The sequence below is a fragment of the Rhodococcus sp. SORGH_AS_0303 genome (assembly GCF_030819335.1).
In the GTDB taxonomy this organism is placed as follows: Bacteria; Actinomycetota; Actinomycetes; order Mycobacteriales; family Mycobacteriaceae; genus Rhodococcoides.
Genome location: NZ_JAUTBO010000001.1, coordinates 1,447,501 through 1,473,333, shown reverse-complemented (window position 1 = coordinate 1,473,333; position 25,833 = coordinate 1,447,501). Strand labels below are relative to the sequence as shown.

Here is a 25,833-nt window from a genome sequence, read left to right as displayed (position 1 = left end):
CCGCTCGAAGCACCGGGGGTCGGCCGACCGACCGGCGGATCGAGCCCGCGCTTCTGCGCTATCGCGTTCTCGCCTACGCCACCGGCGTATGGCTGCTGGTGCTGACCGCGGAGATGGTGGCCAAGTACGTCTTCGGCGTCGAGAACCTGCCCGGGTGGATCGCGATCGTGCACGGCTGGGTCTACTTCGCGTACCTGATCGTCACGCTCGACCTCGCCGTGAAGGTGCGCTGGCCCGTCGGCCGCACCATCGGCACGCTCCTCGCCGGCACCGTGCCGTTCCTGTCGTTCGTCATCGAGCACCGCCGCACCCAGCAGGTGAAGCGGGACTTCACCGTCCGACCTACTGCGTGAGCGCGGTGATCTCCGGGAGCAACCGGCGCAGCGCGACGCCGCGATGGGACGACGCGTCCTTCTCCGCAGGCGTCATCTCGGCAGCGGACTGCCCGGCACCGTCCGGAACGAAGATCGGGTCGTAACCGAATCCACCGCTTCCGGCACGGGTTCTCGACACACTCCCCCGCCACTCGCCGCGGACCACGTGCTCACGTCCGTCCGGCAGCACCAGCGCGCAGGCGGAGACGAACGCCGCACCGCGCCGCTCGTCCGGCACGTCGGCCAGTTGCGCCAGCACCAGCGCGGTGTTCGCCTCGTCCTGGCCGTGCTGCCCCGACCATCGCGCCGACAGCACTCCGGGCATATCGTTCAGTGCGTCGATCGCGATCCCCGAATCATCTGCCACACAAGGCATCCCGGTCGCGGCAGCGCCGTCCCGAGCCTTGATCAGAGCGTTCTCCTCGAAGGTCGCCCCGGTCTCGGGAGTCTCCGGGTACTCGGCGACCTCGTCGAGCCCCACCAGTTCCACGCCGCCGACCTGCGCGGCATCGAGCACCCGCCGCAGTTCGGCGAGCTTCTTCGCGTTGCGGCTGGCGACGAGGAGCCGTACGTCAGGCACCGGGCAGCTCACCGGGGTAAGGGGCCGCGAGAGCCTCCTTCTGGATCGCGAAGATGCGCTCGCAGCCGGCGAGGGCATTGTCGAGCATGGCGTCGAGGGTGGACCGCGGGAAGGTCGCGCCCTCGCCGGTGCCCTGGATCTCGACGAGTGTTCCGGTGTCGGTGGCCACGACGTTCATGTCCACCTCGGCGCGGGAGTCCTCCTCGTACGGCAGGTCCAACCGGACGCGGCCGTCCACCACGCCGACCGACACGGCAGCGATGGCGCAGGAGATGGGCTGCGGATCGGCGAGCTTGCCGTGAGCCGCGAGATAGGTGACTGCATCGGACAGTGCCACGAAGGCACCCGTGATCGCCGCGGTGCGCGTCCCGCCGTCGGCCTGCAGCACGTCGCAGTCGAGGGCGATGGTGTTCTCACCGAGAGCGGCGAGATCGATGCAGGCCCGCAGCGAGCGCCCGATGAGTCGGCTGATCTCGGACGTGCGTCCGCTGACCTTGCCCTTCACCGATTCGCGGCTGTTGCGGGTGTGCGTCGCGCCGGGAAGCATGGCGTACTCGGCGGTGAGCCAGCCGAGCCCGGATCCCTTGCGCCACCGCGGCACCCCCTCCTCCACGCTGGCGGTGCACATCACCCGGGTGTTGCCGAACTCGACCAGCACCGATCCTGCCGGGTGCGAGGTGAAACCGCGGGTGATGGTGATGGTGCGGAGTTCGTCGTCTGCTCTGCCGTCTTCACGTGTGGACACGCCTGCCACCCTAGTCGGGTCGCCGACACGGCCCGGGGACGGACTGCCGCGCCCCGAGGGACGTGCGAGCGGTCAGACCTCGACGACGTAGCCGGGTGAGACGGCATGCACCGGACCACCGAACTCGGCCTTCGCCTCCGCGACGACGTCCTCGCGTGACGTCCACGGCGGGATGTGGGTGAGCAGCAGTTCCGAGACCTCCGCCATGGCCGCCAGCCGGCCGGCCTCGGTACCCGAGAGGTGTACGCCCTGAGGGCGATCCGCGGCGTGTGTCCACGACGCCTCGGCCAGGAGCACGTCGGCCCCGGTCGACAGTTCAACCACCGCGTCGCACATTCCGGTGTCCCCGGTGTAGGCCAGGACGGTTCCACTCTCGGTGGTGATGCGCATGCCGTAGGACTCCGGCGGGTGGTACACGCGTCGCGGCTCGATGGTCAGCGCACCGAACGTCACCACGGAACCGTCTCGGAGGTACCGCAGATCGAGGGTGTCCGACATGTCGTCGATCCGGCCACCGCTCTCCGCGGACGCCACGCCCAGACGGAACGCCATGTCCGACGGCCCGAGGACCACGGCACGGCCCTCCACCGCAGTGGGGCCGTACCGGCGCCAGACCAGCAGTCCGGGGACGTCGAGGCAGTGATCGGCGTGCAGGTGCGACAGCAGCACGTGCACGTCGGCGGGGTTCACGTACTTCTGCAGGGCACCGAGAACACCGGGGCCGAAGTCCATGACGAGCGGGGCGGTGTCTGGCGCCTCGATGAGATATCCCGATGCCGGCGAGTCCGGACCCGAGACACTGCCCGAACAACCCAGAACCGTGAGACGCATGGGTGTCATGCTGCCACGCGCGGTGAGAGGTCCGAGAGAGTTCGGCGACACACCGTGTCGTGAGATGTCCGAAGGGTGCGCACGGCTCCTGTCACCGGTGCAGTGTGGGCGACGGCGGGAGCGTGCGCGCGGCGCGTTCCCGGCGTGCGGCACCGGCGAACATCCAGGCCGCCAGCACTCCCGCGAGTGCGCCGAACAGGTGGCCCTGCCACGACACGTCCTCCTGCGTCGGGAGCACCCCCCACAACGCGCTGCCGTAGACGAGCAGCACCAGGACCCCGACGAGCAACTGCCCGAGATCGCGGGCGAAGACGCCGCGCACGATGAGGTAGGACAACCACCCGAACACGATGATCGAGGCGCCGACGTGCAGGGACGCGGTCTCGCCCGTCAGCCAGGTGCCCAGCCCACCCACGATCCACACCACCGCGGTGACGGCCAGACCGCGCGCGATGCCCGAGAGCATCAGCACGAATCCCAACACCAGCAGCGGAACGGTGTTGGCGAACAGGTGGTCCCACCCGTGGTGGAGCAGAGGGGCGAAGGCGACGCCCTGGAGACCGTCGACCGATCGGGGGCCGATGCCGTGCCGGTCGAGGGCGAGACCGGACGCCACGTCCACCGCCTCGATGACGTACAGAACGGCGACGAAGCCACCGATCACCATGGCGGCGCTCGCCCAGCGCGAGCGTCGCGGCTGCGTGGCCGGCTGCGCGCCGGAGGTTCCGAGGGTCATGGCGTTCCCGATCGTGAGGCGAGAGGTGATGTCCGGTTTCGACGATACTCGAGAGTGCGGGTCGGGCTCACGCGCCGGAACTCGGGAACACGTCCCGATAGGCGGGAACCCCGGCCACCGCCGTCGCGGCGAGGATCGCCCGCGCGATGGCGCGCTCGACCACCGGGGCGACCGCCGCGCACACTCCGTCGAGCACGGCCAGATCGGGCATCATCATCGGCATGTCCACCTCGGCGGGGCGGGCAGCCGCCCGTCCCGTCGCGATGGCGAAGATCGTGTCGCCGTCCAGCGGCGAGTGGGCCGGTCGGATCGCGCGTGCGAGCCCGTCGTGTGCGGCGACGGCCACCCGCCGGCACTCCGACTCGGTGAGCTGCGCGTCCGTGGCGACGACGCCGATGGTCGTGTTGAGGGAGGTGTCCTTCGGCGCGAGCTCGGCGGCCGCCCGCACGTCGTCCGCACTCGGGGTTCGCAGGCCCACCTCCGGGACGGACGCCGCACTCCACAGGACACCCGTCGCGGGGTCGAAGACCGATCCGACGGGATTGACGACCATCAACGCGCTGACCACCAGACCCGCCGCGGCGCCGGTCTCGATCCGTGTCGACGCGCTGCCGACGCCGCCTTTCAGGAGCCCGGCGCGTGCGCCCGTCCCCGCGCCGACGCATCCGAGCGCGAAGTCGGCGGACGCGGTTGCCGCAGCTGCTCGTCCGAACTCCGCGTCCGGTCGCACGGACCAGTCCCCCATCGGTAGATCGAAGATCACGGCGCCCGGCACGATCGGGACGACACGGTCGTCTCGGCCCATCCGCACGCCGCGCCGATGCTCCTCGAGGTGGCGCATGACTCCGTCCGCCGCCGCGAGACCGTAGGCGGAACCGCCTGTCAGCAGCACCGCGTCGATCTGCTGCACGGCGTGGGACGGATCCAGCAGGTCGGTCTCGCGGGTACCCGGCCCGCCGCCGCGGACATCGACGGCCGCGGTGACCGGCGCGTCCGTCATGACGACGGTGCAGCCGGTCGCGCGTCCGACGCCGTCGTGGTGCTCGTCGGACAGCGTGACCTCGGGATCCAGCACGTGGTGGTGTCCGACGGTCAGTCCGGCGACGTCCGACAGCAGGTCGCGCATCACGGCATGAGTACCTGGACCAGCGAGTCCTGCATCCAGGTGAGCCAGTGGTAGACGTCCAGGTGCGGTGCTCGCGGATCGTCCTCCTCGAGTTGGTCGGGGGTGTCCGCGTCGATGCCGAGGGTGGTGCCGAGGGCCAGCCGGACGTCGTTCAGCCCGGTCAGCCAGGAGTCGGCCTGCTCGCGGGTGAGAACGATCTTGCCGCCGCCGTTCGGCAGCGTCGACAGGATGGTCGCGCCTGCGGCGCGCTTGATGTCGATGATGTCCGGCTCGTACAGGCTGCGGAGGGCGCCGTTGAGGTCGGCCTGCTCGGCGAGCGCGTCGGACTCGGCCGTGTCTGCGCCCTCGGGCCGGTGGAAATCGGGAAGCAACCGCGCGAGCGTGGGGTCCTCGGGAGCGGAGGTGTTGCCGGATCGCATGCCGGTGAGCTCGGCCAGGTCGTCGGTCGGCGCCTCGGCGCCCCGTCGCTCCAGCAGCCCCACCACCGACTCGACGAGCGACCGCAGGACGGCCACCTCGCGGCCGTCCATCTCCGACTTGAACTTGACGCCGCCCAGCGCGTTCTTCCGGGTCCACATGCGCACGACGACGGTCCTTCCAGAGTGGGTGAGACGAGTGTTCGAGAGTCAGACGTCGTGCTGCATGGTGGCCCACAGGCCCGCCGCGTGCAGCTTCTGCACGTCGATCTCCATCTTGTCGCGGGGCCCGCTCGAGACGACCGCCTTGCCTTCCGAGTGCACCTGCATCATCAGCTCCGTCGCCTTGTCCTTGCTGTAGCCGAACAGCTTCTGGAAGACGTAGGTGACGTAGTGCATCAGGTTGACCGGGTCGTCCCAGACGATGGTGACCCAGGGTGTGTCCGTCGCGGTGTCCTCGGACACCTCCACAGCCTCGTCGGGCGTGGCCTGCGGAAGTGTCGCGGTGAGATCCGAAGCCATGGCGCCCAGGATACGGCGTACATCGGTCGCCCCGTGACACGGTGACCGCTCTAGGGTGCAGTGGTGACCTCCACTGCGCTGTTCACCGATCAGTACGAGCTGACCATGCTGTCGGCCGCCCTCCGCGACGGTTCGGCGCATCGCGCCTGCACCTTCGAGGTGTTCGCCCGGCGGCTTCCCGACGGGCGGCGGTACGGCGTCGTCGCGGGCACGGGCCGCTTCCTCGATGCTCTTCGCGACTTCCGCTTCGGCGAGGACGAACTCGCGTCGTTGTCGTTCCTCGAGGCGGACACCCTCGACTGGCTCCGGAACTACCGGTTCGGCGGAGACATCGACGGTTACCGCGAGGGCGAACTGTTCTTCCCCGGCTCCCCCGTCCTGTCCGTGCGCGGCACCTTCGCCGAGTGCGTGATCCTCGAGACGCTCGCACTGTCGATCTACAACCACGACAGCGCCATCGCCGCCGCGGCCACCCGCATGGTCTCCGCGTCCGACGGCCGGCCGCTCATCGAGATGGGCTCTCGACGCGCCCACGAGGAAGCGGCGGTGGCCTCGTCGCGCGTCGCGTACATCTGCGGTTTCGCGGCCACGTCCAACCTCGAAGCGGTCCGCCGCCACGGCATTCCGGGCGCCGGAACCAGTGCGCACGCCTTCACGCTGCTGCACACGGGCGTCGACGGGCCGGACGAGGCCGCGGCGTTCCGCTCGCAGATCGCCGCCCTCGGTGTGGGCACCACGCTGTTGGTGGACACGTACGACATCACCGCCGGCGTCGCGACGGCCATCGAGGTCGCCGGGCCCGAGCTCGGCGGCGTGCGCATCGACTCGGGCGATCTCGGTGTCCTGGCGCGGCAGGTCCGTCGGCAGCTCGACGACCTCGGCGCCACGCGCACCCGCATCGTCGTCTCGGGCGATCTGGACGAGTACGCCATCGCCTCGCTGCGGGCCGAGCCCGTGGACACCTACGGCGTCGGCACGTCCGTCGTCACGGGATCGGGCGCACCGACCGCCGGCATGGTCTACAAACTGGTCGAGGTCGACGGCATCCCCGTGGCCAAGCGCAGTTCGCACAAGGAGTCGCGCGGTGGACGCAAGCGCGCCGTCCGCCTGGCCCGCAGCACGGGCACCGTCGTCGAGGAGCTGGTGACGAAGGCCGGCGCGCCGTTGCCCGCGACCGATCCGTACACGGTGCGGGAGCTGTCCGTACCCATGGTGCGCGGCGGCGAGATCGTGCACACCGCCACGGTGGAGGACGCACGCACGCTGGTCGCGGAGGGCCTGCGATCACTGCCCTGGGAGGGACTCGGTCTGTCCCAGGGAGATCCGGCCGTGCCGACGGTATTCTCCTGACCGTGGCCACCGCACTCGTCGTCGTCGACGTCCAGAACGATTTCTGTGAGGGCGGCTCGCTGGCCGTCGAAGGCGGGGCGCGAGTCGCCGCCGCCGTCAGCACGCTCGTCGCCGGCGCGAGCTACGACGCCGTCGTCGCGACACGTGATCACCACATCGACCCCGGCGCCCACTTCTCCGAGACCCCGGACTACGTCGACAGCTGGCCGCGGCACTGCGTCGTCGGCACACCCGGCTGCGACTTCCACCCCGATCTCGACCTCACCCCGATCGAGGCAGTCTTCTCGAAGGGCGAGTACGACGCGGCCTACTCCGGTTTCGAGGGTGCCGACGAGTCCGGCACAGGCCTCGCGGAGTGGCTCCGCGCTCGGAACATCGACGCCGTCCACGTCGTCGGCCTGGCCACCGATCACTGCGTCCGCGCCACGGCCCGCGACGCCGCGCGCGCCGGCTTCGAGACGACGGTGCTGCTGGACTACTGCGCCGCGGTGAGCCCCACGACGGTGCCGGCAGTTCTCGCCGAACTCGCCGACGAGGGTGTACACGCCGACCGCTGACCGAGAGCCCGACGCGTCGGCACACCGGCGTAACCTCGCACGGTGCCGCCGAAGTCGAAGTCCGAGTTGCCCACCGTTCCGAGTCTGCTCAGCACCGCGGTGACGGCGCTCGGCGGCACCGAGCGCACGGCCCAGCTCACCATGGCCTCGGCCGTCGCGCACAGCATCGACACCGGCGAGCACCTCGCGGTGCAGGCGGGCACCGGCACCGGCAAGTCGCTCGCCTACCTGGTTCCGTCGCTGCGGCACGCGGTGACGTCGGGGAAGACCGTCGTCGTGTCCACCGCGACCATCGCGCTGCAGCGTCAGCTGGTCGACCGCGACCTGCCGCGTCTGTCGAAGGCTCTCACCACGGCCCTCGCGCACGAACCGACATTCGCGATCCTCAAGGGCCGCGGCAACTACCTGTGCCTCAACAAACTGCACGGCGCCCCGTCCGACGCTCCCGAGGAGGAGCTGTTCGACGCCTTCGCCGTGTCGCGGCTCGGCCGTGAGGTCAAGCGCATCACCGAGTGGTCCTCGGACACCGAGACCGGTGACCGCGACGAGCTGAACCCGGGCGTGTCCGATCAGGCCTGGCGGCAGATGAGCGTGACCTCCCGCGAGTGTCTGGGGAAGTCGCGCTGCCCCTACGGCGAGGACTGCTTCGCCGAGCTCGCCCGGGTGGATGCGGCGCGCGCCGACGTCGTGGTCACCAATCACGCGATGCTCGCCATCGACGCCATCACCGGCATCTCGGTGCTGCCCGAACACGACGTCGTCGTGGTGGACGAGGCGCACGAGCTCGTGGACCGTGTGACGTCCGCGGCGACGGCGGAGATGTCCGCGACCGCGGTCGGCGCCGCCATGCGTCGCTGCGGGAAGCTCGTGGAGGACGAGATCCTCGACCGACTGGCCGGCGCCGCAGAGGGTTTCGCCGCGTTGCTCGACGAACTCGAGGGCGGACGCTGGGAGGAGTTGCCCCCCGGCGCGTCCCAGACGATCGCGAGCATCCGCGACGCCGCGTGGGCCGTGCGCACGGCCATCGGGCCGGCCAAGCAGGGCGGCGCCGCCGCGGACCCCGACGCGGCGGCCGCGCGGACCGCGGCTCTCGCCGCCATCGACGACGTGCACGACACCGCGGTGCGCATTCTCGAGACGTACGAGGAGAGCGATCCCGCGAAGCGGCGGGACGTGGTGTGGTTGGCCGTCGACGAGTTCCGCGGCGTCGTGAAGCGGGTGGTCCGGGTGGCACCGCTGTCCGTCGGCGGACTGCTCCGGACCCGGCTGTTCGCGGAGTCGACCGTGGTCCTCACCTCCGCGACGCTCACCGTGGGCGGCTCGTTCGACGGTCTCGCCGTCAACTGGGGTCTGCCGGCCGCCAACCCCACCCGCGTCGACGCGGCCCTCGCGACCGGCACCGAGGCACCGTCCGACGCGGACACGTTCCGGTGGAACTCGCTCGACGTGGGATCGCCGTTCGACCACGGCAGGGCCGGCATCCTCTACATCGCCAAGCACCTCACCGCACCGGGGCGCGACGGTACGTCGCCGAGTCAGCTCGACGAGATAGCGGGGCTCGTGCGCGCCGCGGGTGGCCGCACTCTGGGCCTGTTCTCGTCGATGCGGGCGGCGAAGGCCGCGGCGGCCGAGATGCGCGAACGGCTGGACACCCCCGTGCTGTGCCAGGGCGACGACGCCACCGGCGCCCTGGTCGAGCGCTTCGCGCAGGACGAGGCCACGTCACTGTTCGGCACGCTCTCCCTGTGGCAGGGCGTCGACGTCCCCGGTCGGTCACTGACCCTCGTGATCGTCGACCGCATACCGTTCCCGCGACCCGACGATCCGCTGCTGGTGGCGCGGCAGCGCGCCGTCGAGTCGCGCGGAGGCAACGGGTTCCTCGCCGTCGCCGCGAACCACGCGGCGCTACTGCTGGCCCAGGGTGTCGGCCGACTGCTCCGCAGCGTCGACGACAAGGGCGTCGTCGCCGTGCTCGACTCCCGACTGGCCACGGCGCGATACGGCGGCTACCTCCGGGCGTCGCTCCCACCGTTCTGGGAGACGACGGACCCGGAGATCGTGCGCAAGGCGCTGACGCGCCTCACCGCCACCCATACCTGAACCTGGACCCGCAGGGACCTACATCGGGGACGGACCCGCGACCCGACCGAGCTCGGCGTCTCCCGCGAGCAGCGGATGGTGCGGCAGGACCCGCACCGTGTATCCGACCGACCCGGAGAGCGGCAGCGTCGTGTCGGCGAGGAACCGCTCGCCGCCCGCGGCCGATCCCTGGTGCAGCATCGGGACCGTCACGACGTCGCCGAGCTGCTCGTCCTGATCGACGTGGCCGAACACGGCCTGCACGGACACGTCCGACGGGCCGAGTCCGCCGAGCCCCACCGTCGCGGACAGGGTGAGTGTCGAACCCAGCACCGGGGTGTCCGGCAGCCCGTCCGCCTCGACGTCGGTCACCGTGACCGCGGGCCACGCCGCATCGACGCGGCGCCGATAGTCGGCCATGGCCTTCGCACCGGCGTAGTCGTCGGAGATCGCCGCCGCACCCGCCCGGGTGGCGGGACCGTAGTACTGCTGCGTGTAGTCGCGAACCATCCTGGACGCCAACACCTTCGGGCCCGTGACCGTGAGGGTGTGCCGCACCATCTCGACCCAGCGCGCCGGCAACCCGTCGTCGCCCCGGTCGTAGAACTTGGGGAGCACCGACTTCTCGAGCAACTCGTACAGCGCCGCGGCCTCGAGATCGTCGCGGCGGTTCTCGTCGACGACGCCGTCGGCGGTGGGAATGGCCCAGCCGTTCTCCCCGTCGTACATCTCGTCCCACCATCCGTCCCGGATGGAGAGGTTCAGTCCGCCGTTGAGAGCGGACTTCATGCCCGAGGTGCCGCACGCCTCGAGCGGCCGCAACGGGTTGTTGAGCCAGACGTCGCATCCCCAGTAGAGGTAGCGGGCCATCGACATGTCGTAGTCGGGCAGGAAGACGATGCGGTGCCGCACGTCGTGCTGATCGGCGAATCGCACGATCTGCTGGATCAGGGCCTTGCCACCGTCGTCCGCGGGGTGCGACTTGCCCGCCACCACCAGCTGTACCGGGCGGACCGGATCGAGCAGCATGGCGCGCAGGCGCTCCGGTTGCCGCAGCATCAACGTCAGTCGCTTGTAGGTGGGGACACGGCGCGCGAATCCGACCGTGAGCACCGACGGGTCGAACACGTCGTCCGTCCACGCGAGTTCGGCGTCGGTGGACCCGCGCTCGAGGGCCGAGTGGCGCACGCGGCGGCGCACTTCCGCGACCAGATCGGACCGCAGCGCCGAACGCGTCTCCCACAGGTCCGATGCGGAGACCTCGGCCAGCTGCTCCCAGCCCTGCGCCTCCTCCATCGTGCGGGTTCCCACCGTGCGCGCCGCGAGGTCGAGCCACCGCTGCGACGCCCACGTCGGTGCGTGCACGCCGTTGGTGACCGAGCCGATGGGGACGTCGGACGCGTCGAATCCGGGCCAGAGTTCGTCGAACATGCCGCGACTGACGATGCCGTGGAGCGTGGAGACTCCGTTCGCGCGCTGCGCCGACCGCAGCCCCATGTGGGCCATGTTGAACACCGCGGGGTCGCTCTCGCGGCCGAGTTCGAGGATGCGTTCCATCTCGATGCCGGGCAGCAGCGACGACTCCGCCGTGCCGTCTCCGAAGTAGAGGCGCACCAGATCCGCGGGGAAGCGGTCGATACCGGCGGGCACGGGAGTGTGCGTCGTGAAGACGGTGGACGCTCGCACCGCGGCGAGCGCGGAATCGAAGTCCAGCCCGCCCGCGTGCAGTTCACGGATGCGCTCGAGACCGAGGAAGCCGGCGTGGCCCTCGTTCATGTGGAAGACGCTGGGCGCGGGAAGCGAGTGGTACTCGGTGTAGGCGCGCACGGCGCGGACGCCGCCGACCCCGGCCAGGATCTCCTGCTTCACCCGGTGGTCCTGATCGCCGCCGTAGAGGCGATCGGTCACGCCGCGCAGCTCGGGATCGTTGTCGGCGATGTCGGAGTCCAGCAGCAGCAGCGGGATGCGTCCGACCTGGGCGATCCAGATACGCGCGCGCAGCACGCGGTCGCCCGGCATCGCGACGTGGACGAGCACCGGGGAATCGGACCCGTCGGTGAGCAGTCGCAGCGGCAGACCCTGCGGGTCGAGGGACGGATACCGCTCGGCCTGCCAGCCGTCGGCCGTCAGCGACTGGCGGAAGTACCCGGAGCGGTACAGCAGGCCCACGCCGATGAGGGGCAACCCCAGATCGGACGCGGCCTTGAGGTGATCGCCGGCGAGGATGCCGAGACCACCGGAGTAGTTGGGCAGCACCTCGGAGACGCCGAACTCCATCGAGAAGTACGCGATGCCCACCGGCAGATCCGCACCGGAGTCGACCTGATGCTGGAACCATCGGGGTTGCGCCAGGTAGAGGTGCAGATCGGCGACGAGATCATCCACGCGCTGCACGAACGCGTCGTCGTTCGCCAGGTCCTCGAGGCGGGACGAGCGCACCTCGCCGAGGATGCGCACCGGATCGCGGTCACCACTGACCCACAGGTCCGGATCGATGCTCTCGAACAGCTCCAGGGTCGGCGGATGCCACGACCATCGCAGGTTGACGGACAGTTCGGCGAGTCCGGAGAGTCGGGCCGGGAGCTGCGCGCGGACGGTGAATCTGCGGAGTGCTTTCACGATTCCGAAGACTACTGCCGGCGACCGCCGCGCACCGTGGTTCCGCGTTTGCCGAGGAGCCGTTCGGGTACTTCTCCCGGTGGCGTCCGAGACTGCCGCGTGCCTCGTCCGCAGGTCGCGTCGGTGCTCTCGGTCGGTTTCGAGAAAGACCGGGGCATCTCGTCTACGGTTGACTTCGAGCTCAGCCCGACAACCCGACATCGACAGAACTGCGACAACCAGCAGAAAAGGGGCTTCGGTGACAGGCCGTATCGGCATCGACGACGTACTACCCAACACATCGTCCGGTAAGTATCCCGCCAAGGCCGTTGTGGGAGAGACATTCCCGATCACGGCCGCGGTGTGGCGCGAGGGGCACGACGCTGTCAACGCGACGTTGGCGGTTCGCGGGCCCGGCCAGGGCAAGTCGGTCCACATCCCGATGGTCCCCGGCGAGCAGCCGGACATCTTCCACGGTGTGTTCACTCCCGACGCCGAAGGCTTCTGGATCGCCCGCATCGAGGGCTGGGGTGATCCGATCGCCACCTGGATGCATGCGGTCGAGGCGAAACTCGGCGTGGGCCAGGGGCCGGCCGAACTGGCCAACGATCTCGAGACCGGCGCACGCCTGTTCGAACGCGCCGCGAAGAACGTCGGTCGCTCGGAGAAGCCACTGCTCGAGAACGTCGTGACGGCGCTGCGGAGCGACGCACCGCTGCCGTCACGCGTCGCACCGGCGTTCACGCCCGAGGTGCGCGAGATCCTGCACGAGACGCCGCTGCGCGAGCTGGTGACGCGCGGCGAGGCGATCAACGTCTGGGTCGACCGCCGCGAGGCACTCGTCGGCTCGTGGTACGAGCTCTTCCCCCGCTCCACGGGCGGCTGGAACGAGGACGGCACTCCTCGCCACGGCACGTTCGAGACCACCATCGGCGCGCTCCCCCGCGTGGCGGCCATGGGCTTCGACGTCGTCTACTTCCCGCCGATCCATCCGATCGGCAAGGTGAATCGCAAGGGCCGCAACAACACTCTGACTCCGGGACCCACCGACGTGGGCTCGCCGTGGGCCATCGGCTCGTCCGAGGGCGGCCACGACGCGGTGCATCCCGAGCTGGGGACGGTCAAGGAGTTCCGCGCACTCGTCACGGCCGCGCGCAAGCTCGGCCTCGAGATCGCCCTGGACCTCGCCCTGCAGTGCGCCCCGGACCACCCCTGGGCCGCCGCACATCCCGACTGGTTCACCGTGCTCCCCGACGGCACCATCGCCTACGCGGAGAACCCGCCCAAGAAGTACCAGGACATCTACCCGGTCAACTTCGACAACGATCGCAAGGGCATCTACGCGGAGGTGCTGCGCGTCGTCAAGTTCTGGATCAGCCAGGGAGTCAAGATCTTCCGGGTCGACAACCCGCACACCAAGCCACCGGACTTCTGGGAGTGGCTCATCGCCGAGGTCAAGAAGACGCACCCCGACGTGCTCTTCCTCGCCGAGGCGTTCACGCGTCCCGCGCGGCTCTACGGTCTCGCGCGACGCGGTTTCACGCAGTCCTACACGTACTTCACGTGGCGCACGGCCAAGTGGGAGCTCACGGAGTTCGGACAGGAGATCGCCGCCAAGGCCGATCTGGGTCGACCCAACCTGTTCGTCAACACGCCGGACATCCTCCACGAGAGCCTGCAGAAGGGCGGCCCCGGCATGTTCGCGCTGCGTGCCGCTCTCGCCGCCACCCTGTCCCCCACGTGGGGCGTGTACTCGGGATACGAACTCTACGAACACGTTCCGGTGCGCGAGGGCAGCGAGGAGTACCTCGACACAGAGAAATTCGAGTTGCGCCCCCGCGACTTCGAGGGCGCACGGGCTCGCGGCGAATCGCTCGAGCCGTGGTTGACCATGCTCAACGCCGTCCGCAAGGCGCACCCGGCGTTGCAGCAGTTGCGCAACATCCACTTCCACCACGTCGACAACGACGCGATCATCGCCTACTCGAAGTTCGACGCGGTGACCGGTGACGCGGTGCTGGTCGTGATCAACCTGAACCCGTTCGGCGCCGAGGAAGGCACCGTCTGGCTCGACATGCCGCAGATCGGCCGCGACTGGCAGGAGCACCTGACGGTCACCGACGAGGTGAGCGGTCAGCAGTTCCAGTGGGGCCAGGCCAACTACGTCAAGCTCGAGCCGTGGCGGTCGGTCGCCCACATCCTGGCGCTGCCGCCCGTCCCGTTCCCCGCCCGCACCGAACTCGCCTTCCGGAAGGAGATCTCATGACGGAACGCACCACCCCCGGCGCGAGCACGGACACCCTCGCCGCTCCCGGTGATCACGACCTCTCGCTGCTCGCCCGAGGGCAGCACCACGACCCCCACTCCGTTCTCGGCGCGCACCCCATACCGGGCGGCACCGCCATCCGGGCATTGCGTCCCAACGCTCTCAGCGTCACCGCGGTCATCGGTGGAAAGGACCACGAGCTCACGCACGTCGCGCACGGCGTGTTCTCGGCCCTGGTGCCGGTGGAGGACCTCGCGGACTACCGGCTCCGCGTCGAGTACCCGGGCGGTCACCAGGTGACCGTCGCCGACGGCTACCGCTTCCTGCCGACCCTCGGCGAGCTCGATCTCCATCTCTTCGGAGAGGGGCGCCACGAACGACTCTGGGACATCCTCGGAGCGCATCTGCAGGGCTACACCACGCCCGACGGACCTGTGAACGGCACCTCGTTCGCGGTGTGGGCCCCGGGCGCCGTCGGCGTCACCGTCGTCGGCGAGTTCGACGGCTGGGGCGGACAGACCTGGCCGATGCGCGTGCTCGGCACCACCGGTGTGTGGGAGCTGTTCGTCCCCGACATAGGCGCCGGCACGCTGTACAAGTTCCGGGTGCACGGCAAGGACGGCTCGGTGAAGGACAAGGCCGACCCGATGGCCTTCGCCACCGAGGTCCCGCCGTCGACGGCGTCGGTCGTGAACCAGTCGTCGTACGAGTGGTCGGACAGTGACTGGATCACCGCCCGCGCCGAGCTGGAACCGCACCGGGCGCCGATGAGCGTGTACGAGGTGCATCTCGCCTCCTGGCGCCCCGGACTGAACTATCGCGAACTGGCGGAACAGCTCTCGGCTCACGTACGCGAGACCGGCTTCACCCACGTCGAGCTGCTGCCCGTCGCCGAACACCCCTTCGGTGGATCGTGGGGATACCAGGTCACCTCGTACTACGCACCGACGTCGCGCTTCGGTTCCCCCGACGACTTCCGCGCCTTCGTCGACCTCCTGCACCGTGACGGCATCGGTGTCATCGTCGACTGGGTCCCGGCGCACTTCCCCAAGGACGACTGGGCCCTCGCGCGGTTCGACGGCTCCCCGCTCTACGAGCACGGCGACCCGCAGCGCGGCGAGCAGTTGGACTGGGGCACCTACGTCTTCGACTTCGGTCGTACCGAGGTGCGCAACTTCCTCGTCGCCAACGCGCTGTACTGGATCGAGGAGTTCCACATCGACGGGCTCCGCGTCGACGCCGTCGCGTCGATGCTCTACCTGGACTACTCGCGCCCCGAGGGTGGGTGGAGCCCCAACATCTACGGCGGTCGCGAGAATCTCGAGGCCGTGGCGTTCCTGCAGGAGATGAACGCGACCGTGCACAAGCTGCACCGCGGCGTCGTCACCGTGGCCGAGGAGTCGACCTCGTGGCCCGGCGTCACGCGTCCCACCAGCGTGGGCGGCCTCGGCTTCTCCATGAAGTGGAACATGGGCTGGATGCACGACACGCTCGGGTACATCGGGCGCGATCCGATCCACCGCGCGTACCACCACCACGAGGTCACGTTCTCCCTGGTCTACGCCTGGAGCGAGAACTTCGTGCTGCCCATCAGCCACGACGAGGTCGTGCACGGGAAGGGCACGCTCTGGTCCCGCATGCCGGGTGACGACTGGGCGAAGGCCGCGGGTCTGCGCGGCATGCTCGCCTACATGTGGGCGCATCCCGGCAAGCAACTGCTGTTCATGGGCCAGGAGTTCGGCCAGACGGCCGAGTGGTCCGACGAGCGCGGTCTCGACTGGTGGGAGATCGGCGACGAGGGAAGCGGCTCGCTGCACCGCGGTGTGCAGCAACTGGTCGGCGACCTCAACCGCACGTACGTCGCGGGCCCGGAGTTCTGGACACAGGACGGCTCGCCCAGCGGCTTCTCGTGGATCGACGCCAACGACACCGCGAACAACGTGCTGAGCTTCCTGCGCTTCGGCGACGACGGCTCCGTCACGGCCTGCCTGTTCAACTTCTCCGGTTCCCCGCACGGCGACTATCGTGTTGGATTACCCGAGCCGGGCCGATGGGTCGAGATCCTCAACACCGACGCGGAGGTCTACGGCGGTTCGGGAGTGGGCAACCTCGGTGAGGTCACCGCGACCGAGCACTCGTGGCACGGTCGTCCGGCATCCGCTCGGGTCGCCCTTCCGCCCTACGGAGCGATCTGGCTCAGACTGGAGAGATGATGCGCGGGGCTCGCGTCCGGTTCGGCTGGTCCGCGAGCCTCCTCGCACTCGCCGTCACCACTGCGCTCACCTCGTGTGGCGCGGTGGTGACGGGCTCCCCCGTCTCCATCTACGACGACCCCTTCACCGTCGCCGGTCTCCCCGTCACGGACGGCCCGTCCGGCCCCAGACCCGGTGTCTCCCATGCCCAGCTCGACGTCGACGGCGCAGCCGGAACGGACGTCGACCTGCTCGCGACGGATGCCGTGGACGACATCCAGAAGTTCTGGCGCACCACGTACTCGACGCTGTTCCGCGGATCCTTCCAGCCCGTCCGGTCGCTGGTGTCCTGGGACGCCACCGCCGACGCCGGCGAGGGTCCGCTCTTCTGCAGCGAACCGACGGACGGACTCGCAAACGCCGGATACTGCTCACTCGACGACAGCATCGGCTGGGACCGTGGTCTGCTCATGCCGGCCATGATCGACGCCTTCGGACCCATGTCGGTGGTCATGGTGCTCGCCCACGAGTACGGCCACGCCGTGCAGACGCAGTCCGGCCTCGTCGGGGACGACGACCCGACCATCGTCGCCGAGCAACAGGCAGACTGCTTCGCGGGCGCCTTCATGCGCCATGTCGCCGAGGGCGACTCGACCCACTTCACGCTCAACACCTCGGACGGGTTGAACGACGTCCTCGCGGCCACCGTGGCCGTCCGCGACGTCGACCCCGGTGATCCCGACTCGGTGCACGGCTCCGCGTTCGAACGGGTCACCGCCGCCCAGATCGGCTTCACCGACGGCGCCGGGGCCTGCACGCGCATCGACGAGAAGGAGGTCGAGTCGCGGCGCTCGACCCTTCCCCAACAGTTCGACAGCCCTCTCGACACCGGCGAGCTCCCCGTCACGCAGGACTCGCTCGAGCAGTTCGCCGCGACGTTCGAACAGGTGATGCCCACCACGGATCCCCCGACGGTCGACTACTCCGGCGCCGACACGGGGTGCGCGGACGCGCTCACCACCGAACCGGTCTCCTACTGCCCCTCCACCAACACGATCGGTATCTCGGTCGACGCGCTGGCCGATCGCGGACGTCCCACCGAGGTGAGCGAGGACGACATCGTGCCGCTCGACGTCACCGGTGACTACGGCGCCTATGTCCTCTTCGTCTCCCGGTACGTGCTGGCCGTGCAGAACGAGGCCGGCCAGGGCCTGACGGACGCCCGAGCCGCGCTCCGGTCGGCGTGCCTGTCGGGAGTGGTCACCGCAGCACTGAGTCCCTCCGACACGGACGCGGCGCAGAGGTCGACGGTGACACTGTCACCGGGCGACCTCGACGAGGCGGTGTCGGGTCTGTTGTCGGACGGGCTCGCCGCGAGTGACGTGGACGGTCGCACGGTCCCCAGCGGCTTCGCGCGCGTCGACGCGTTCCGCTGGGGCGTGCTGGGTGGCCGGGAGGCGTGCGACGGCCGCTACTCCTAGTAGAGGGCGGACGCCAGCTTGCGTCGAGCGGTGACCACCAGCGGATCCGCCGGGTCGAAGAGCTCGAACAACTCCAGCAACCGGGCGCGAGCACGGGCGCGATCGTCCTCACGCGTGCGCCGGACCAGCTCCACGACACGAGCGAACGAGTCCTCGGTCAGCTGCTGATACAGCAACGCGTCGGCCGCCTGGAGACCGAGATCGACGTCGTCCGGCGCCGCGTCGGCCTGCTCGACGATGTCGTCCGGCAGCCCCTGGACGCGTGCCAGGAATCGGACCTGACGCACGCCGTTCAATGCCTGCTTGTTGGCCGGCTCGGCGTCGACGATCTCCTGGAAGGCCGCCTCGGCACCCGCGAGGTCACCCTCGGCGAGCGCGGCCTCGGCTGCGTCGAAGCGCGGGTCCTCGGGCTCGGGGGCCGGTTCGTCGGCGTTCGGGACACCGGTCAGCTTCCCCTCGACGGCGCGGGCGATGGCCGCCAACCACTCACGCAGGCTCTCCTCGGGCTGCAGGCCCTGCAGATCCGCGAGGGGCTGGCCTGCTGCGACGGCGACCAGCGTGGGAACGGCCTGCACGCCGAAGGCCTGCGCGATGCGCGGATTGACGTCGACGTCGACGTTGGCGAGCACCCAGGCGCCGTCACCCTCGACCGCGAGGGCCTCGAGGGACTGCGTCAGCTGCAGCGACTGCGGGGAGCGCGGCGACAGCAGATTGACGATCACGGGGACCTGGCTCGAGCGCACCAACACCTCGGCCTCGAAGTCCACCTCCGTCACCGTGACGGAGACCGCGAGACCGTTGGCGGCGGTGGGAGACGGCGGCGCGGACGCGGCCTGTGCCTTGGCCTTGAGCGCCGAGAGGTCGACCGCGCCGGACATGGCGGCGGCTGCCGCGGCCGACGGACGTACTGGTGGGCGAGATCCGGGTCGAGTCACGAGGTTATTTTGTCACTCCGCCGCGGCCCGCGGCGATGCGGCTCCGGCCGATCGAACCAGACGTCCGGTCCTCGACGCCCACACCTCGAAGACGATGGTGCCGAAGGGCGGGATGCTCGCGAGGAGTGCGAGCACCGTGACGCCCTTGCTCCACCGCAACGCGAGGGCGGTCAGCACGGTGATCACGAGGTACAGGACGAAGACCGCGCCGTGCAGCATGCCCGGGATCCGGACACCACTGTCGATGTTGGGGTCGGGGACGTACTTGACGGCCATGCCGATGAGCAGCGCGACCCAAGTGACGGCTTCCGCGACCGCCACGACGCGGAACCACCGCACGATCGGCGGCTGCGAGACCGTGGAGGACGCGGCAGGTGCGGTGCTGGAGAGCTGGTTGTCGGCCATGTGTCCATTCTGCCGCAGTCGGTGAACGGTCCTCGACCATCGGCGGCGTCGCCTTGGCCACACAGAGTTGGCGGTCGTCCAGCGATGCCGACGATCGATTGTGACCCAGACCACGCCCGAACTGCCGGAAAAAAGGTCTAACGTCAAAGTATGACGACCACCGACGAGCACACGACGGCGACCGCGGACGCGGTGACGGCAGGACTCGTGACGGCCATCGACCACGTGGGGATCGCAGTGGCCGACCTCGACGTCGCCCTCGAGTTCTACCGGGACCACTTCGGGATGACGGTGACCCACCGCGAGGTCAACGAGAGCCAGGGTGTCGTCGAGGCGATGATCTCCGTTCCCGGTGCCGCCGACGGCGCCGCGCAGATCCAGCTCCTCGCTCCCCTCGACGAGACGTCGACCATCGCCAAGTTCCTCGACCGGAACGGTCCCGGCCTGCAGCAGCTCGCCTTCCGCGTCCGCGACGTCGAGAAGACCGCGGCGTTCCTCCGCGAGCGTGGTGCCCGGTTGCTGTACGACGCTCCCCGCCGCGGTACCGCCGATTCCCGGATCAATTTCGTGCACCCCAAGGATGCCGGCGGCGTCCTCGTCGAACTGGTCGAGCCCGCCGCGAGCTGACCCCTCCCCGGAACCCGTCGTGATCAGCACCCGACGGCCGAAACGGGGCGCGTGACGGTAGGTTGTCCGCATGGCACCAGAGAACGTCAGCGGTAGCAGCTCCCTGCCCTTCAGCGTGGTCCGCAAGGGGTACGACAAGGACGAGGTTCAGCGGTACTTCGAGCGGTTCGATGCCGAGCTCCGCGTCATCGCGACCGATCGCGACGCGGCGGCCGCGCAGGCCCGCGATCTCGCGGTCCAGCTCGAGGACGCCCGCGACGAGATCGACGATCTCCGTAAGGACATCGATCGGCTGTCGGTCCCCCCGACCACCGCCGAGGGCATGAGCGATCGCATCTCTCGCATGCTGCGACTCGCCTCGGACGAGGCGTCCGAGGTGCGCGCCAAGGCCGAGGCCGACGCTGCCGAACTCGTGTCCGTGGCCGAGCAGGACGCCACCCGCATGCGCGGCGAGTACGAGGGCCTGGTCGCCGAGCTGAAGGACCGACGGTCCGCACTCGAGACCGAGCACGAGCAGACCATGGCCGAGGCACGCACAGCCGCCGCCCGCATCGTCGAGGAGGCGCAGGCCGAGCGTGATCGCCTCGCCGCCGAGGCCGAGAAGAAGCGCGCCGCGGTGCAGGAGGACTTCGAGATCACGATGGCCGATCGCCGCACCAAGGTGATGAACGCCGTCGACGAGCTCGAAGCCGACTCCAAGGCCGAGGCGGATCGTCGGCTCGCCGATGCCACCGCCGAGGCCAAGCGTCGCCTCCAGGCCGCCACCGAGCAGTCGGAGCGCCGCATCGCTCACGCCAAGGAGCTCGCCGAGGAACTGCGAGTCCTGCGTGGCCGGGTGCTCGCTCAGCTGCTCGGCATCCGCGGCCAACTCGATTCCGTGCCGGCCATGCTCGCCTCGGTCAACCGGGAGAGCGAACTGCTCGACGCCCCGTTGGCGCCGGACGATCTCGAGATCGACGAGTCACTCCTCGACGAGGCACCGGCCGAGACGTCGACCGAGCGCTCCTCGAACGGCCAGTCGAGCTCGACCCAGTCCTGAGAGTCAGGACCACCTGCGGGTGAGCCCGCGGGTACCGCGGCCGGACCAGCAACCCGTGTGCCAGTGCCGCCTGTCGTCGGGTCCGCCGAGTTTCTCGGCGGGCCAGACGACCACGTGCGCCACACCGGGCATGATCTCGTGGTCGCAGCCGGGGCACCGATAGGTCTTGGTCGCACGAGCGCCGGGAATCGGGCGCACGACGTACTGCTCGTCGCCGTCGAAGGACGGGCCGCGCTCCACTCGCGCCGTGGCGTCACCGAACGTCGGCGCGGGTCGCCCCGGTCGGCCCGACCGGCCGGCTCGTTGGTTGTTGCGTCTCGGCACTCGACCGATGGTAGGCGACCGCGTCAGAAGAGCGTGAACGCGGACGATTCGATTCCGCGGAGCGAGTCGTAATCCAGTGTGAGGCAACGAATCCCGCGATCCTCCGCGAGCGTCTTCGCCTGCGGCTTGATCTGCTGGGCCGCGAACACAGCCCCGCACCGGAGCCAGCAGTGGATCACGGTTCAGGAGTTCGAGATAGCGAGTCAGCTGCTCGACACCGTCGATGTCTCCTCGACGCTTGATCTCCACCGCGACCGTCGCACCGTCCTCGGCGCGGCACAGAAGGTCCACGGGTCCGATCGCCGTCGGGTACTCCCGGCGTACCAGGGTGTACCCGTCACCGAGCGTGTGCACGTGCTCGGCGAGCAGTTCCTGCAGATGGGACTCGACGCCGTCCTTGGTCAGACCCGGATCGACACCCAGCTCGTGGCTGCTGTCGAGTTCGATGTCCTCGATCGTGATGCGCAGTTCCTCGCCGGCCTTGTTGGTCACGACCCACAGCTGTCGGTCCGCGGGCACGACGTCGCCGTCGGCAGGGAGAGCCTCTGCAGGGTTCTCGACCAGCCAGCACGGCGGCGTCATCCAGTTGAGCGGCTTGTACGCCCGATCGTCCGCGTGGACGCTCACCGATCCGTCGGACTTGACGAGCAGCAGACGCTTCGCCCACGGCAGATGGGCCGTCAACCGGCCGACGTAATCGACCTGACACCGAGCAATGACCAGACGCACCGGGCCACCCTATCGACCGTGTGGGCCGCCGTCAGGCAGGGGTCGCGAGCTGCGTCTCCTCCGACCGCCCCCGTAACGTCACGCTCTTGCCGAACGACCACTCGTCACTCGACTGATTGTGGGCGTGCTCCACCGTGCGTGCCGACGCCACCAGACGCCCGTCCGCAGACTTGGCGAGCTCGGACAACCGAGCCGCCTCGTTCACCGGATCACCGATGACCGTGTACTCGAATCGTTGCTTCGCACCGATGTTGCCCGCGACGGCTCGCCCGGACGCGATACCGATGGCTGCCTGGCAGTCCGGGACCTCGTTCTCGAGTCGCCGCATGATGGCGCGAGCCGCGCTGAGGGCCTCCCCGCAGTGATCGTCGAGATCGCCGGGAGCACCGAAGATGGCGAGCGCCGCATCGCCCTCGAACTTGTTGACGAAACCGTGATGCTTGTCCACCTCGTCGACCACCACGTCGAAGAAGCGGTTCAACAGATCCACCACCTGCGCCGGGGGTTGGGAGGCCGCCAGCTCCGTGGATCCGATCAGGTCGATGAAGAAGACGGCGATGTCGCGCTCCTCGCCGCCGAGCTCGGGATTGCTCTTCAACGCGGCCTCGGCGACCTCCATGCCGACGTGGCGACCGAACAGGTCCCGGATCTTGTCCCGCTCGGCGAGGCCCTCGGCCATGCGGTTGAAGCCGCTCTGCAGTTCGCCGAGCTCGGTGCCGTCGTAGACGGACACCCGTGCGTCGAGGTTGCCGCGTTCGATCTCGACCATCGCCGAGCGCACGTTGTCGATGGGCGCCGTCGTCGCCAGACCGCCGAGCAGCGTCAGCGCGAAGCCGAACAGGAACGTGATGCCGCCGAGCGCGAGGATGGCGACCGCGAACTGGTCGGCGGTGGTGTCATCGCGGATGAACGAGGCGATGGCGATGACCATGAGTCCCGCCACTGGGACGCCGGTACCCAGGAGCCACGAGAGGATGGAGCGCCCCATCACCCCGGCGATACGGATACGGCGGAGATCGCCGGCCTCGAGAGCACGCGCCGCCGCCGGGCGCAGAGCGAACTCCGTCAGCAGGTAGCTGAACGCGCAGACGGTCGCACCACCGAACGCGATGGTGAACGCGACCTTGGGGATGGAGTTGGGATCGATGATGCCGTCGGCCGTCGTGACGATGACGAGCCCGCCGATCCAGAGACCGATCTGCAACCGGGTGAGCCGCCACGGCATCGCCAGCGTGCGCTTCTGTTCCTTGCGGGTGGGCACGCGGTCCTCGATGGCCCAGCGCAGTCCCTTGACGGTCCGCTTGGTTCCCCACCCCACTCCGATGAGGAACGCGACCACGAGGTAGCACGGGATGAGGATGAAGTTCACCCACCAGTACTCACGGGGCGTGACGACGTCCGGCCCCGGCACGACCACGCTGATGAGTGCACCCACGATCACGGCGCCGATCGCGTTGGCGCCCAGCAGGAAGACGGTGAGCAGAATCTGCACCCGGATACGCCGGCGACGCGGTGATTCCTCGGTGTGCCCGAGCAGCGGGGAGCCCAGAGGCGATATCGAGCGTCGTGGTTTCTGCGGCATGGTGGATACGAGACTATCCCGGCGCGAGTAGGACGGGACTCTGCTTGATCGGACTGTGTCCGGACACCGATACCCGCGAATGCAGAAAGCCCCCCGACCGGTGGTCGGGGGGCTTTCTGGGAAGGGTTGTTCGGCGGTGTCCTACTCTCCCACACCCTGTCGGGTGCAGTACCATCGGCGCTGGAGGGCTTAGCTTCCGGGTTCGGAATGGGTCCGGGCGTTTCCCCTCCGCTATGGCCACCGAAACTCTGTGAAACAACAGAGCACGAGGCACACACGTTTCCTGTCACCGGTGCTGCTGGTGACGGGATCGGTGGTGCGGGTTTCAGTTATCTGCTGACCAACTCGTGTGTTGTCTCAGATACTGCACAGTGGACGCGTAGCTTCTTTGTGGTAAGTCCTCGGCCTATTAGTACCAGTCACCTGCACCCATTGCTGGGCTTCCAGTTCTGGCCTATCAACCCGGTGGTCTGCCGGGGGCCTTACCCCCTCGAGGGGGTGAGAAACCTCATCTTGGAACAGGCTTCCCGCTTAGATGCTTTCAGCGGTTATCCCTTCCGAACGTAGCTAACCAGCGGTGCTCCTGGTGGAACAACTGGCACACCAGAGGTTCGTCCGTCCCGGTCCTCTCGTACTAGGGACAGCCTTCCTCAAGTTTCTGACGCGCGCGGCGGATAGAGACCGAACTGTCTCACGACGTTCTAAACCCAGCTCGCGTGCCGCTTTAATGGGCGAACAGCCCAACCCTTGGGACCTACTCCAGCCCCAGGATGCGACGAGCCGACATCGAGGTGCCAAACCATCCCGTCGATATGGACTCTTGGGGAAGATCAGCCTGTTATCCCCGGGGTACCTTTTATCCGTTGAGCGACACCGCTTCCACTTGCCGGTGCCGGATCACTAGTCCCGACTTTCGTCCCTGCTCGACTTGTCAGTCTCACAGTCAAGCTCCCTTGTGCACTTGCACTCGACACCTGATTGCCAACCAGGCTGAGGGAACCTTTGGGCGCCTCCGTTACATTTTGGGAGGCAACCGCCCCAGTTAAACTACCCACCAGGCACTGTCCCTGAACCAGATCATGGTCCGAGGTTGAGGTATCCAATACGATCAGAGTGGTATTTCAACAACGACTCCACACACACTGGCGTGCATGCTTCACAGTCTCCCACCTATCCTACACAAACCGAACCGAACACCAATACCAAGCTGTAGTGAAGGTCCCGGGGTCTTTTCGTCCTGCCGCGCGTAACGAGCATCTTTACTCGTAATGCAATTTCGCCGAGTCTATGGTTGAGACAGCTGAGAAGTCGTTACGCCATTCGTGCAGGTCGGAACTTACCCGACAAGGAATTTCGCTACCTTAGGATGGTTATAGTTACCACCGCCGTTTACTGGGGCTTAAATTCTCAGCTTCGCTCCCGAAGGAACTAACCGGTCCTCTTAACCTTCCAGCACCGGGCAGGCGTCAGTCCGTATACATCGTCTTACGACTTCGCACGGACCTGTGTTTTTAGTAAACAGTCGCTTCTCACTGGTCTCTGCGACCCACACCAGCTCACACTGCAAGAGTGATCACCAGCAGGGGTCCCCCTTCTCCCGAAGTTACGGGGGCATTTTGCCGAGTTCCTTAACCATAGTTATCTCGATCGCCTTGGTATTCTCTACCTGATCACCTGTGTCGGTTTGGGGTACGGGCCGTGTACCAGCTCGCTAGAGGCTTTTCTCGGCAGCATAGGATCACTGAATTCGCCTCATTCGGCTATGCATCACCTCTCAGGCTGTGTGAGACCCGGATTTGCCTAGGTCTCGCCCTACAGGCTTACACCAGTGTTACCACTGACTGGCTCAGCTACCTTCCTGCGTCACCCCATCGCTTGACTACTACCAGGAAAGGTCCCGTGCATCACCACACCCGGCACCCGAAGGTGCTCCTGGCGGCTCTGGACGGTTAGTACTCCTGATTCATCATGGGCGCGGATACACGGGTACGGGAATATCAACCCGTTGTCCATCGACTACGCCTGTCGGCCTCGCCTTAGGTCCCGACTCACCCTGGGCGGATTAACCTGGCCCAGGAACCCTTGATCATTCGGCGGACGAGTTTCTCACTCGTCTTTCGCTACTCATGCCTGCATTCTCACTCGCGTGGCCTCCACACCTGGATCACTCCGGCGCTTCCCTGGCCACACGACGCTCCCCTACCCACCCACACACCTGCCGGAACCCTCGCAAGGGAACCGGGGGCTGTTGTGTGAGTGCCGCGGCTTCGGCGGTGTACTTGAGCCCCGCTACATTGTCGGCGCAAAATCACTTGACCAGTGAGCTATTACGCACTCTT

The 25,833-nt window shown here is 68.4% G+C and carries 21 protein-coding genes, 2 rRNA genes and 1 pseudogene (1 of these 24 only partly in view); 9 read left to right on the top strand and 15 right to left on the bottom strand.

The window, feature by feature from the left end; translation table 11 throughout:
* Positions 1-38: 38 nt before the first annotated feature.
* The gene (locus QE449_RS06870) at positions 39-353 is read left to right on the top strand and encodes a DUF3817 domain-containing protein (protein ID WP_373428373.1); all 315 of its coding nucleotides are present in this window, start codon (positions 39-41) and stop codon (positions 351-353) included.
* Here the strand turns inward: QE449_RS06870 and rdgB are convergent.
* The 7 genes from rdgB to clpS form a co-directional block, all read right to left on the bottom strand.
* Positions 343-954, bottom strand: coding sequence for an RdgB/HAM1 family non-canonical purine NTP pyrophosphatase (gene rdgB, locus QE449_RS06865; RefSeq protein ID WP_307108515.1), 612 nt, complete (start codon positions 952-954; stop codon positions 343-345). The two genes, QE449_RS06870 and rdgB, sit on opposite strands and share 11 nt — an antisense overlap.
* Positions 947-1,699, bottom strand: coding sequence for a ribonuclease PH (gene rph, locus QE449_RS06860; protein WP_027505493.1), 753 nt, complete (start codon positions 1,697-1,699; stop codon positions 947-949). The genes rdgB and rph overlap by 8 nt, the downstream gene beginning before the upstream one ends.
* Before the next feature lie 72 nt (positions 1,700-1,771).
* On the bottom strand, positions 1,772-2,530 hold the full coding sequence (locus QE449_RS06855; protein WP_037185729.1) for a cyclic nucleotide-degrading phosphodiesterase: 759 nt from the start codon (positions 2,528-2,530) through the stop codon (positions 1,772-1,774).
* Positions 2,531-2,621: 91 nt separating this feature from the next.
* The gene (locus QE449_RS06850; RefSeq protein ID WP_204868616.1) at positions 2,622-3,266 is read right to left on the bottom strand and encodes a rhomboid family intramembrane serine protease; all 645 of its coding nucleotides are present in this window, start codon (positions 3,264-3,266) and stop codon (positions 2,622-2,624) included.
* A 67-nt stretch (positions 3,267-3,333) separates the two neighbouring features.
* Positions 3,334-4,392: a P1 family peptidase gene (locus QE449_RS06845; protein WP_056448996.1), complete on the bottom strand. Its 1,059-nt coding sequence runs from the start codon at positions 4,390-4,392 to the stop codon at positions 3,334-3,336.
* Positions 4,392-4,976, bottom strand: a complete 585-nt coding sequence (locus QE449_RS06840; protein ID WP_056448931.1) for a DUF2017 domain-containing protein — start codon at positions 4,974-4,976, stop codon at positions 4,392-4,394. Before QE449_RS06840 ends, QE449_RS06845 begins: the two co-directional genes overlap by 1 nt.
* A 42-nt stretch (positions 4,977-5,018) precedes the next feature.
* Entirely contained in the window at positions 5,019-5,330 is a 312-nt protein-coding gene (clpS, locus tag QE449_RS06835; RefSeq protein WP_027505488.1) for an ATP-dependent Clp protease adapter ClpS, read from the bottom strand.
* A gap of 60 nt (positions 5,331-5,390) precedes the next feature.
* Between clpS and QE449_RS06830 the strand changes: the two genes are divergently transcribed.
* The 3 genes from QE449_RS06830 to QE449_RS06820 are packed head-to-tail and all read left to right on the top strand — an operon-like array spanning position 5,391 to position 9,337.
* Positions 5,391-6,680: a nicotinate phosphoribosyltransferase gene (locus QE449_RS06830; protein ID WP_285185968.1), complete on the top strand. Its 1,290-nt coding sequence runs from the start codon at positions 5,391-5,393 to the stop codon at positions 6,678-6,680.
* Positions 6,681-6,682: 2 nt separating this feature from the next.
* A complete protein-coding gene (locus tag QE449_RS06825; RefSeq protein WP_056448937.1) occupies positions 6,683-7,237 on the top strand; it encodes an isochorismatase family protein in 555 nt (184 codons plus the stop codon).
* Positions 7,238-7,279: 42 nt separating this feature from the next.
* Entirely contained in the window at positions 7,280-9,337 is a 2,058-nt protein-coding gene (locus QE449_RS06820; RefSeq protein ID WP_307108514.1) for an ATP-dependent DNA helicase, read from the top strand.
* Between the two features lie 18 nt (positions 9,338-9,355).
* On the opposite strand, the gene glgP is transcribed toward QE449_RS06820, so the two are convergent.
* The gene (gene glgP / locus QE449_RS06815) at positions 9,356-11,935 is read right to left on the bottom strand and encodes an alpha-glucan family phosphorylase (RefSeq protein ID WP_307108513.1); all 2,580 of its coding nucleotides are present in this window, start codon (positions 11,933-11,935) and stop codon (positions 9,356-9,358) included.
* A 238-nt stretch (positions 11,936-12,173) separates the two neighbouring features.
* On the opposite strand from glgP, the gene QE449_RS06810 reads away from it, so the two are divergent.
* Genes QE449_RS06810 through QE449_RS06800 form a run of 3 tightly spaced genes read left to right on the top strand, consistent with a single transcriptional unit; the run spans position 12,174 to position 17,853 of the window.
* Positions 12,174-14,180: a maltotransferase domain-containing protein gene (locus QE449_RS06810; RefSeq protein WP_056448945.1), complete on the top strand. Its 2,007-nt coding sequence runs from the start codon at positions 12,174-12,176 to the stop codon at positions 14,178-14,180.
* Complete coding sequence (gene glgB / locus QE449_RS06805) at positions 14,177-16,393, top strand: 1,4-alpha-glucan branching protein GlgB (protein ID WP_307108512.1); 2,217 nt, start codon at positions 14,177-14,179, stop codon at positions 16,391-16,393. The genes QE449_RS06810 and glgB overlap by 4 nt, the downstream gene beginning before the upstream one ends.
* Positions 16,390-17,853 (top strand): metallopeptidase, encoded by a 1,464-nt coding sequence (locus QE449_RS06800; RefSeq protein WP_307108511.1) that lies wholly within the window; start codon positions 16,390-16,392, stop codon positions 17,851-17,853. Before glgB ends, QE449_RS06800 begins: the two co-directional genes overlap by 4 nt.
* On the opposite strand, the gene QE449_RS06795 is transcribed toward QE449_RS06800, so the two are convergent.
* Entirely contained in the window at positions 17,850-18,731 is an 882-nt protein-coding gene (locus tag QE449_RS06795; protein ID WP_222649543.1) for a tetratricopeptide repeat protein, read from the bottom strand. The two genes, QE449_RS06800 and QE449_RS06795, sit on opposite strands and share 4 nt — an antisense overlap.
* 69 nt (positions 18,732-18,800) lie before the next feature.
* The gene (locus tag QE449_RS06790; RefSeq protein WP_082544701.1) at positions 18,801-19,193 is read right to left on the bottom strand and encodes a DUF3817 domain-containing protein; all 393 of its coding nucleotides are present in this window, start codon (positions 19,191-19,193) and stop codon (positions 18,801-18,803) included.
* Between the two features lie 150 nt (positions 19,194-19,343).
* Here QE449_RS06790 and mce point away from each other — a divergent pair, with 150 nt between their 5' ends.
* Together mce and QE449_RS06780 are read left to right on the top strand one after the other, a co-directional pair.
* A complete protein-coding gene (gene mce / locus QE449_RS06785) occupies positions 19,344-19,820 on the top strand; it encodes a methylmalonyl-CoA epimerase (RefSeq protein ID WP_056448954.1) in 477 nt (158 codons plus the stop codon).
* 70 nt (positions 19,821-19,890) lie between these two features.
* Positions 19,891-20,859: a hypothetical protein gene (locus QE449_RS06780; protein WP_027505477.1), complete on the top strand. Its 969-nt coding sequence runs from the start codon at positions 19,891-19,893 to the stop codon at positions 20,857-20,859.
* Positions 20,860-20,862: 3 nt separating this feature from the next.
* On the opposite strand, the gene QE449_RS06775 is transcribed toward QE449_RS06780, so the two are convergent.
* From QE449_RS06775 to QE449_RS06755, 5 genes and pseudogenes are all read right to left on the bottom strand, one after another.
* Positions 20,863-21,183, bottom strand: coding sequence for an ATP/GTP-binding protein (locus QE449_RS06775; protein WP_307108510.1), 321 nt, complete (start codon positions 21,181-21,183; stop codon positions 20,863-20,865).
* A 23-nt stretch (positions 21,184-21,206) separates the two neighbouring features.
* Positions 21,207-21,912 (bottom strand): annotated as a pseudogene (nucS, locus tag QE449_RS06770) (endonuclease NucS).
* A gap of 31 nt (positions 21,913-21,943) precedes the next feature.
* Positions 21,944-23,494, bottom strand: a complete 1,551-nt coding sequence (locus QE449_RS06765; protein WP_027505474.1) for an adenylate/guanylate cyclase domain-containing protein — start codon at positions 23,492-23,494, stop codon at positions 21,944-21,946.
* A 128-nt stretch (positions 23,495-23,622) separates the two neighbouring features.
* Positions 23,623-23,739: ribosomal RNA gene (gene rrf / locus QE449_RS06760) — 5S ribosomal RNA — on the bottom strand.
* Positions 23,740-23,883: 144 nt separating this feature from the next.
* Positions 23,884-25,833: ribosomal RNA gene (locus QE449_RS06755) — 23S ribosomal RNA — on the bottom strand; it runs 1,185 nt beyond the window's last position.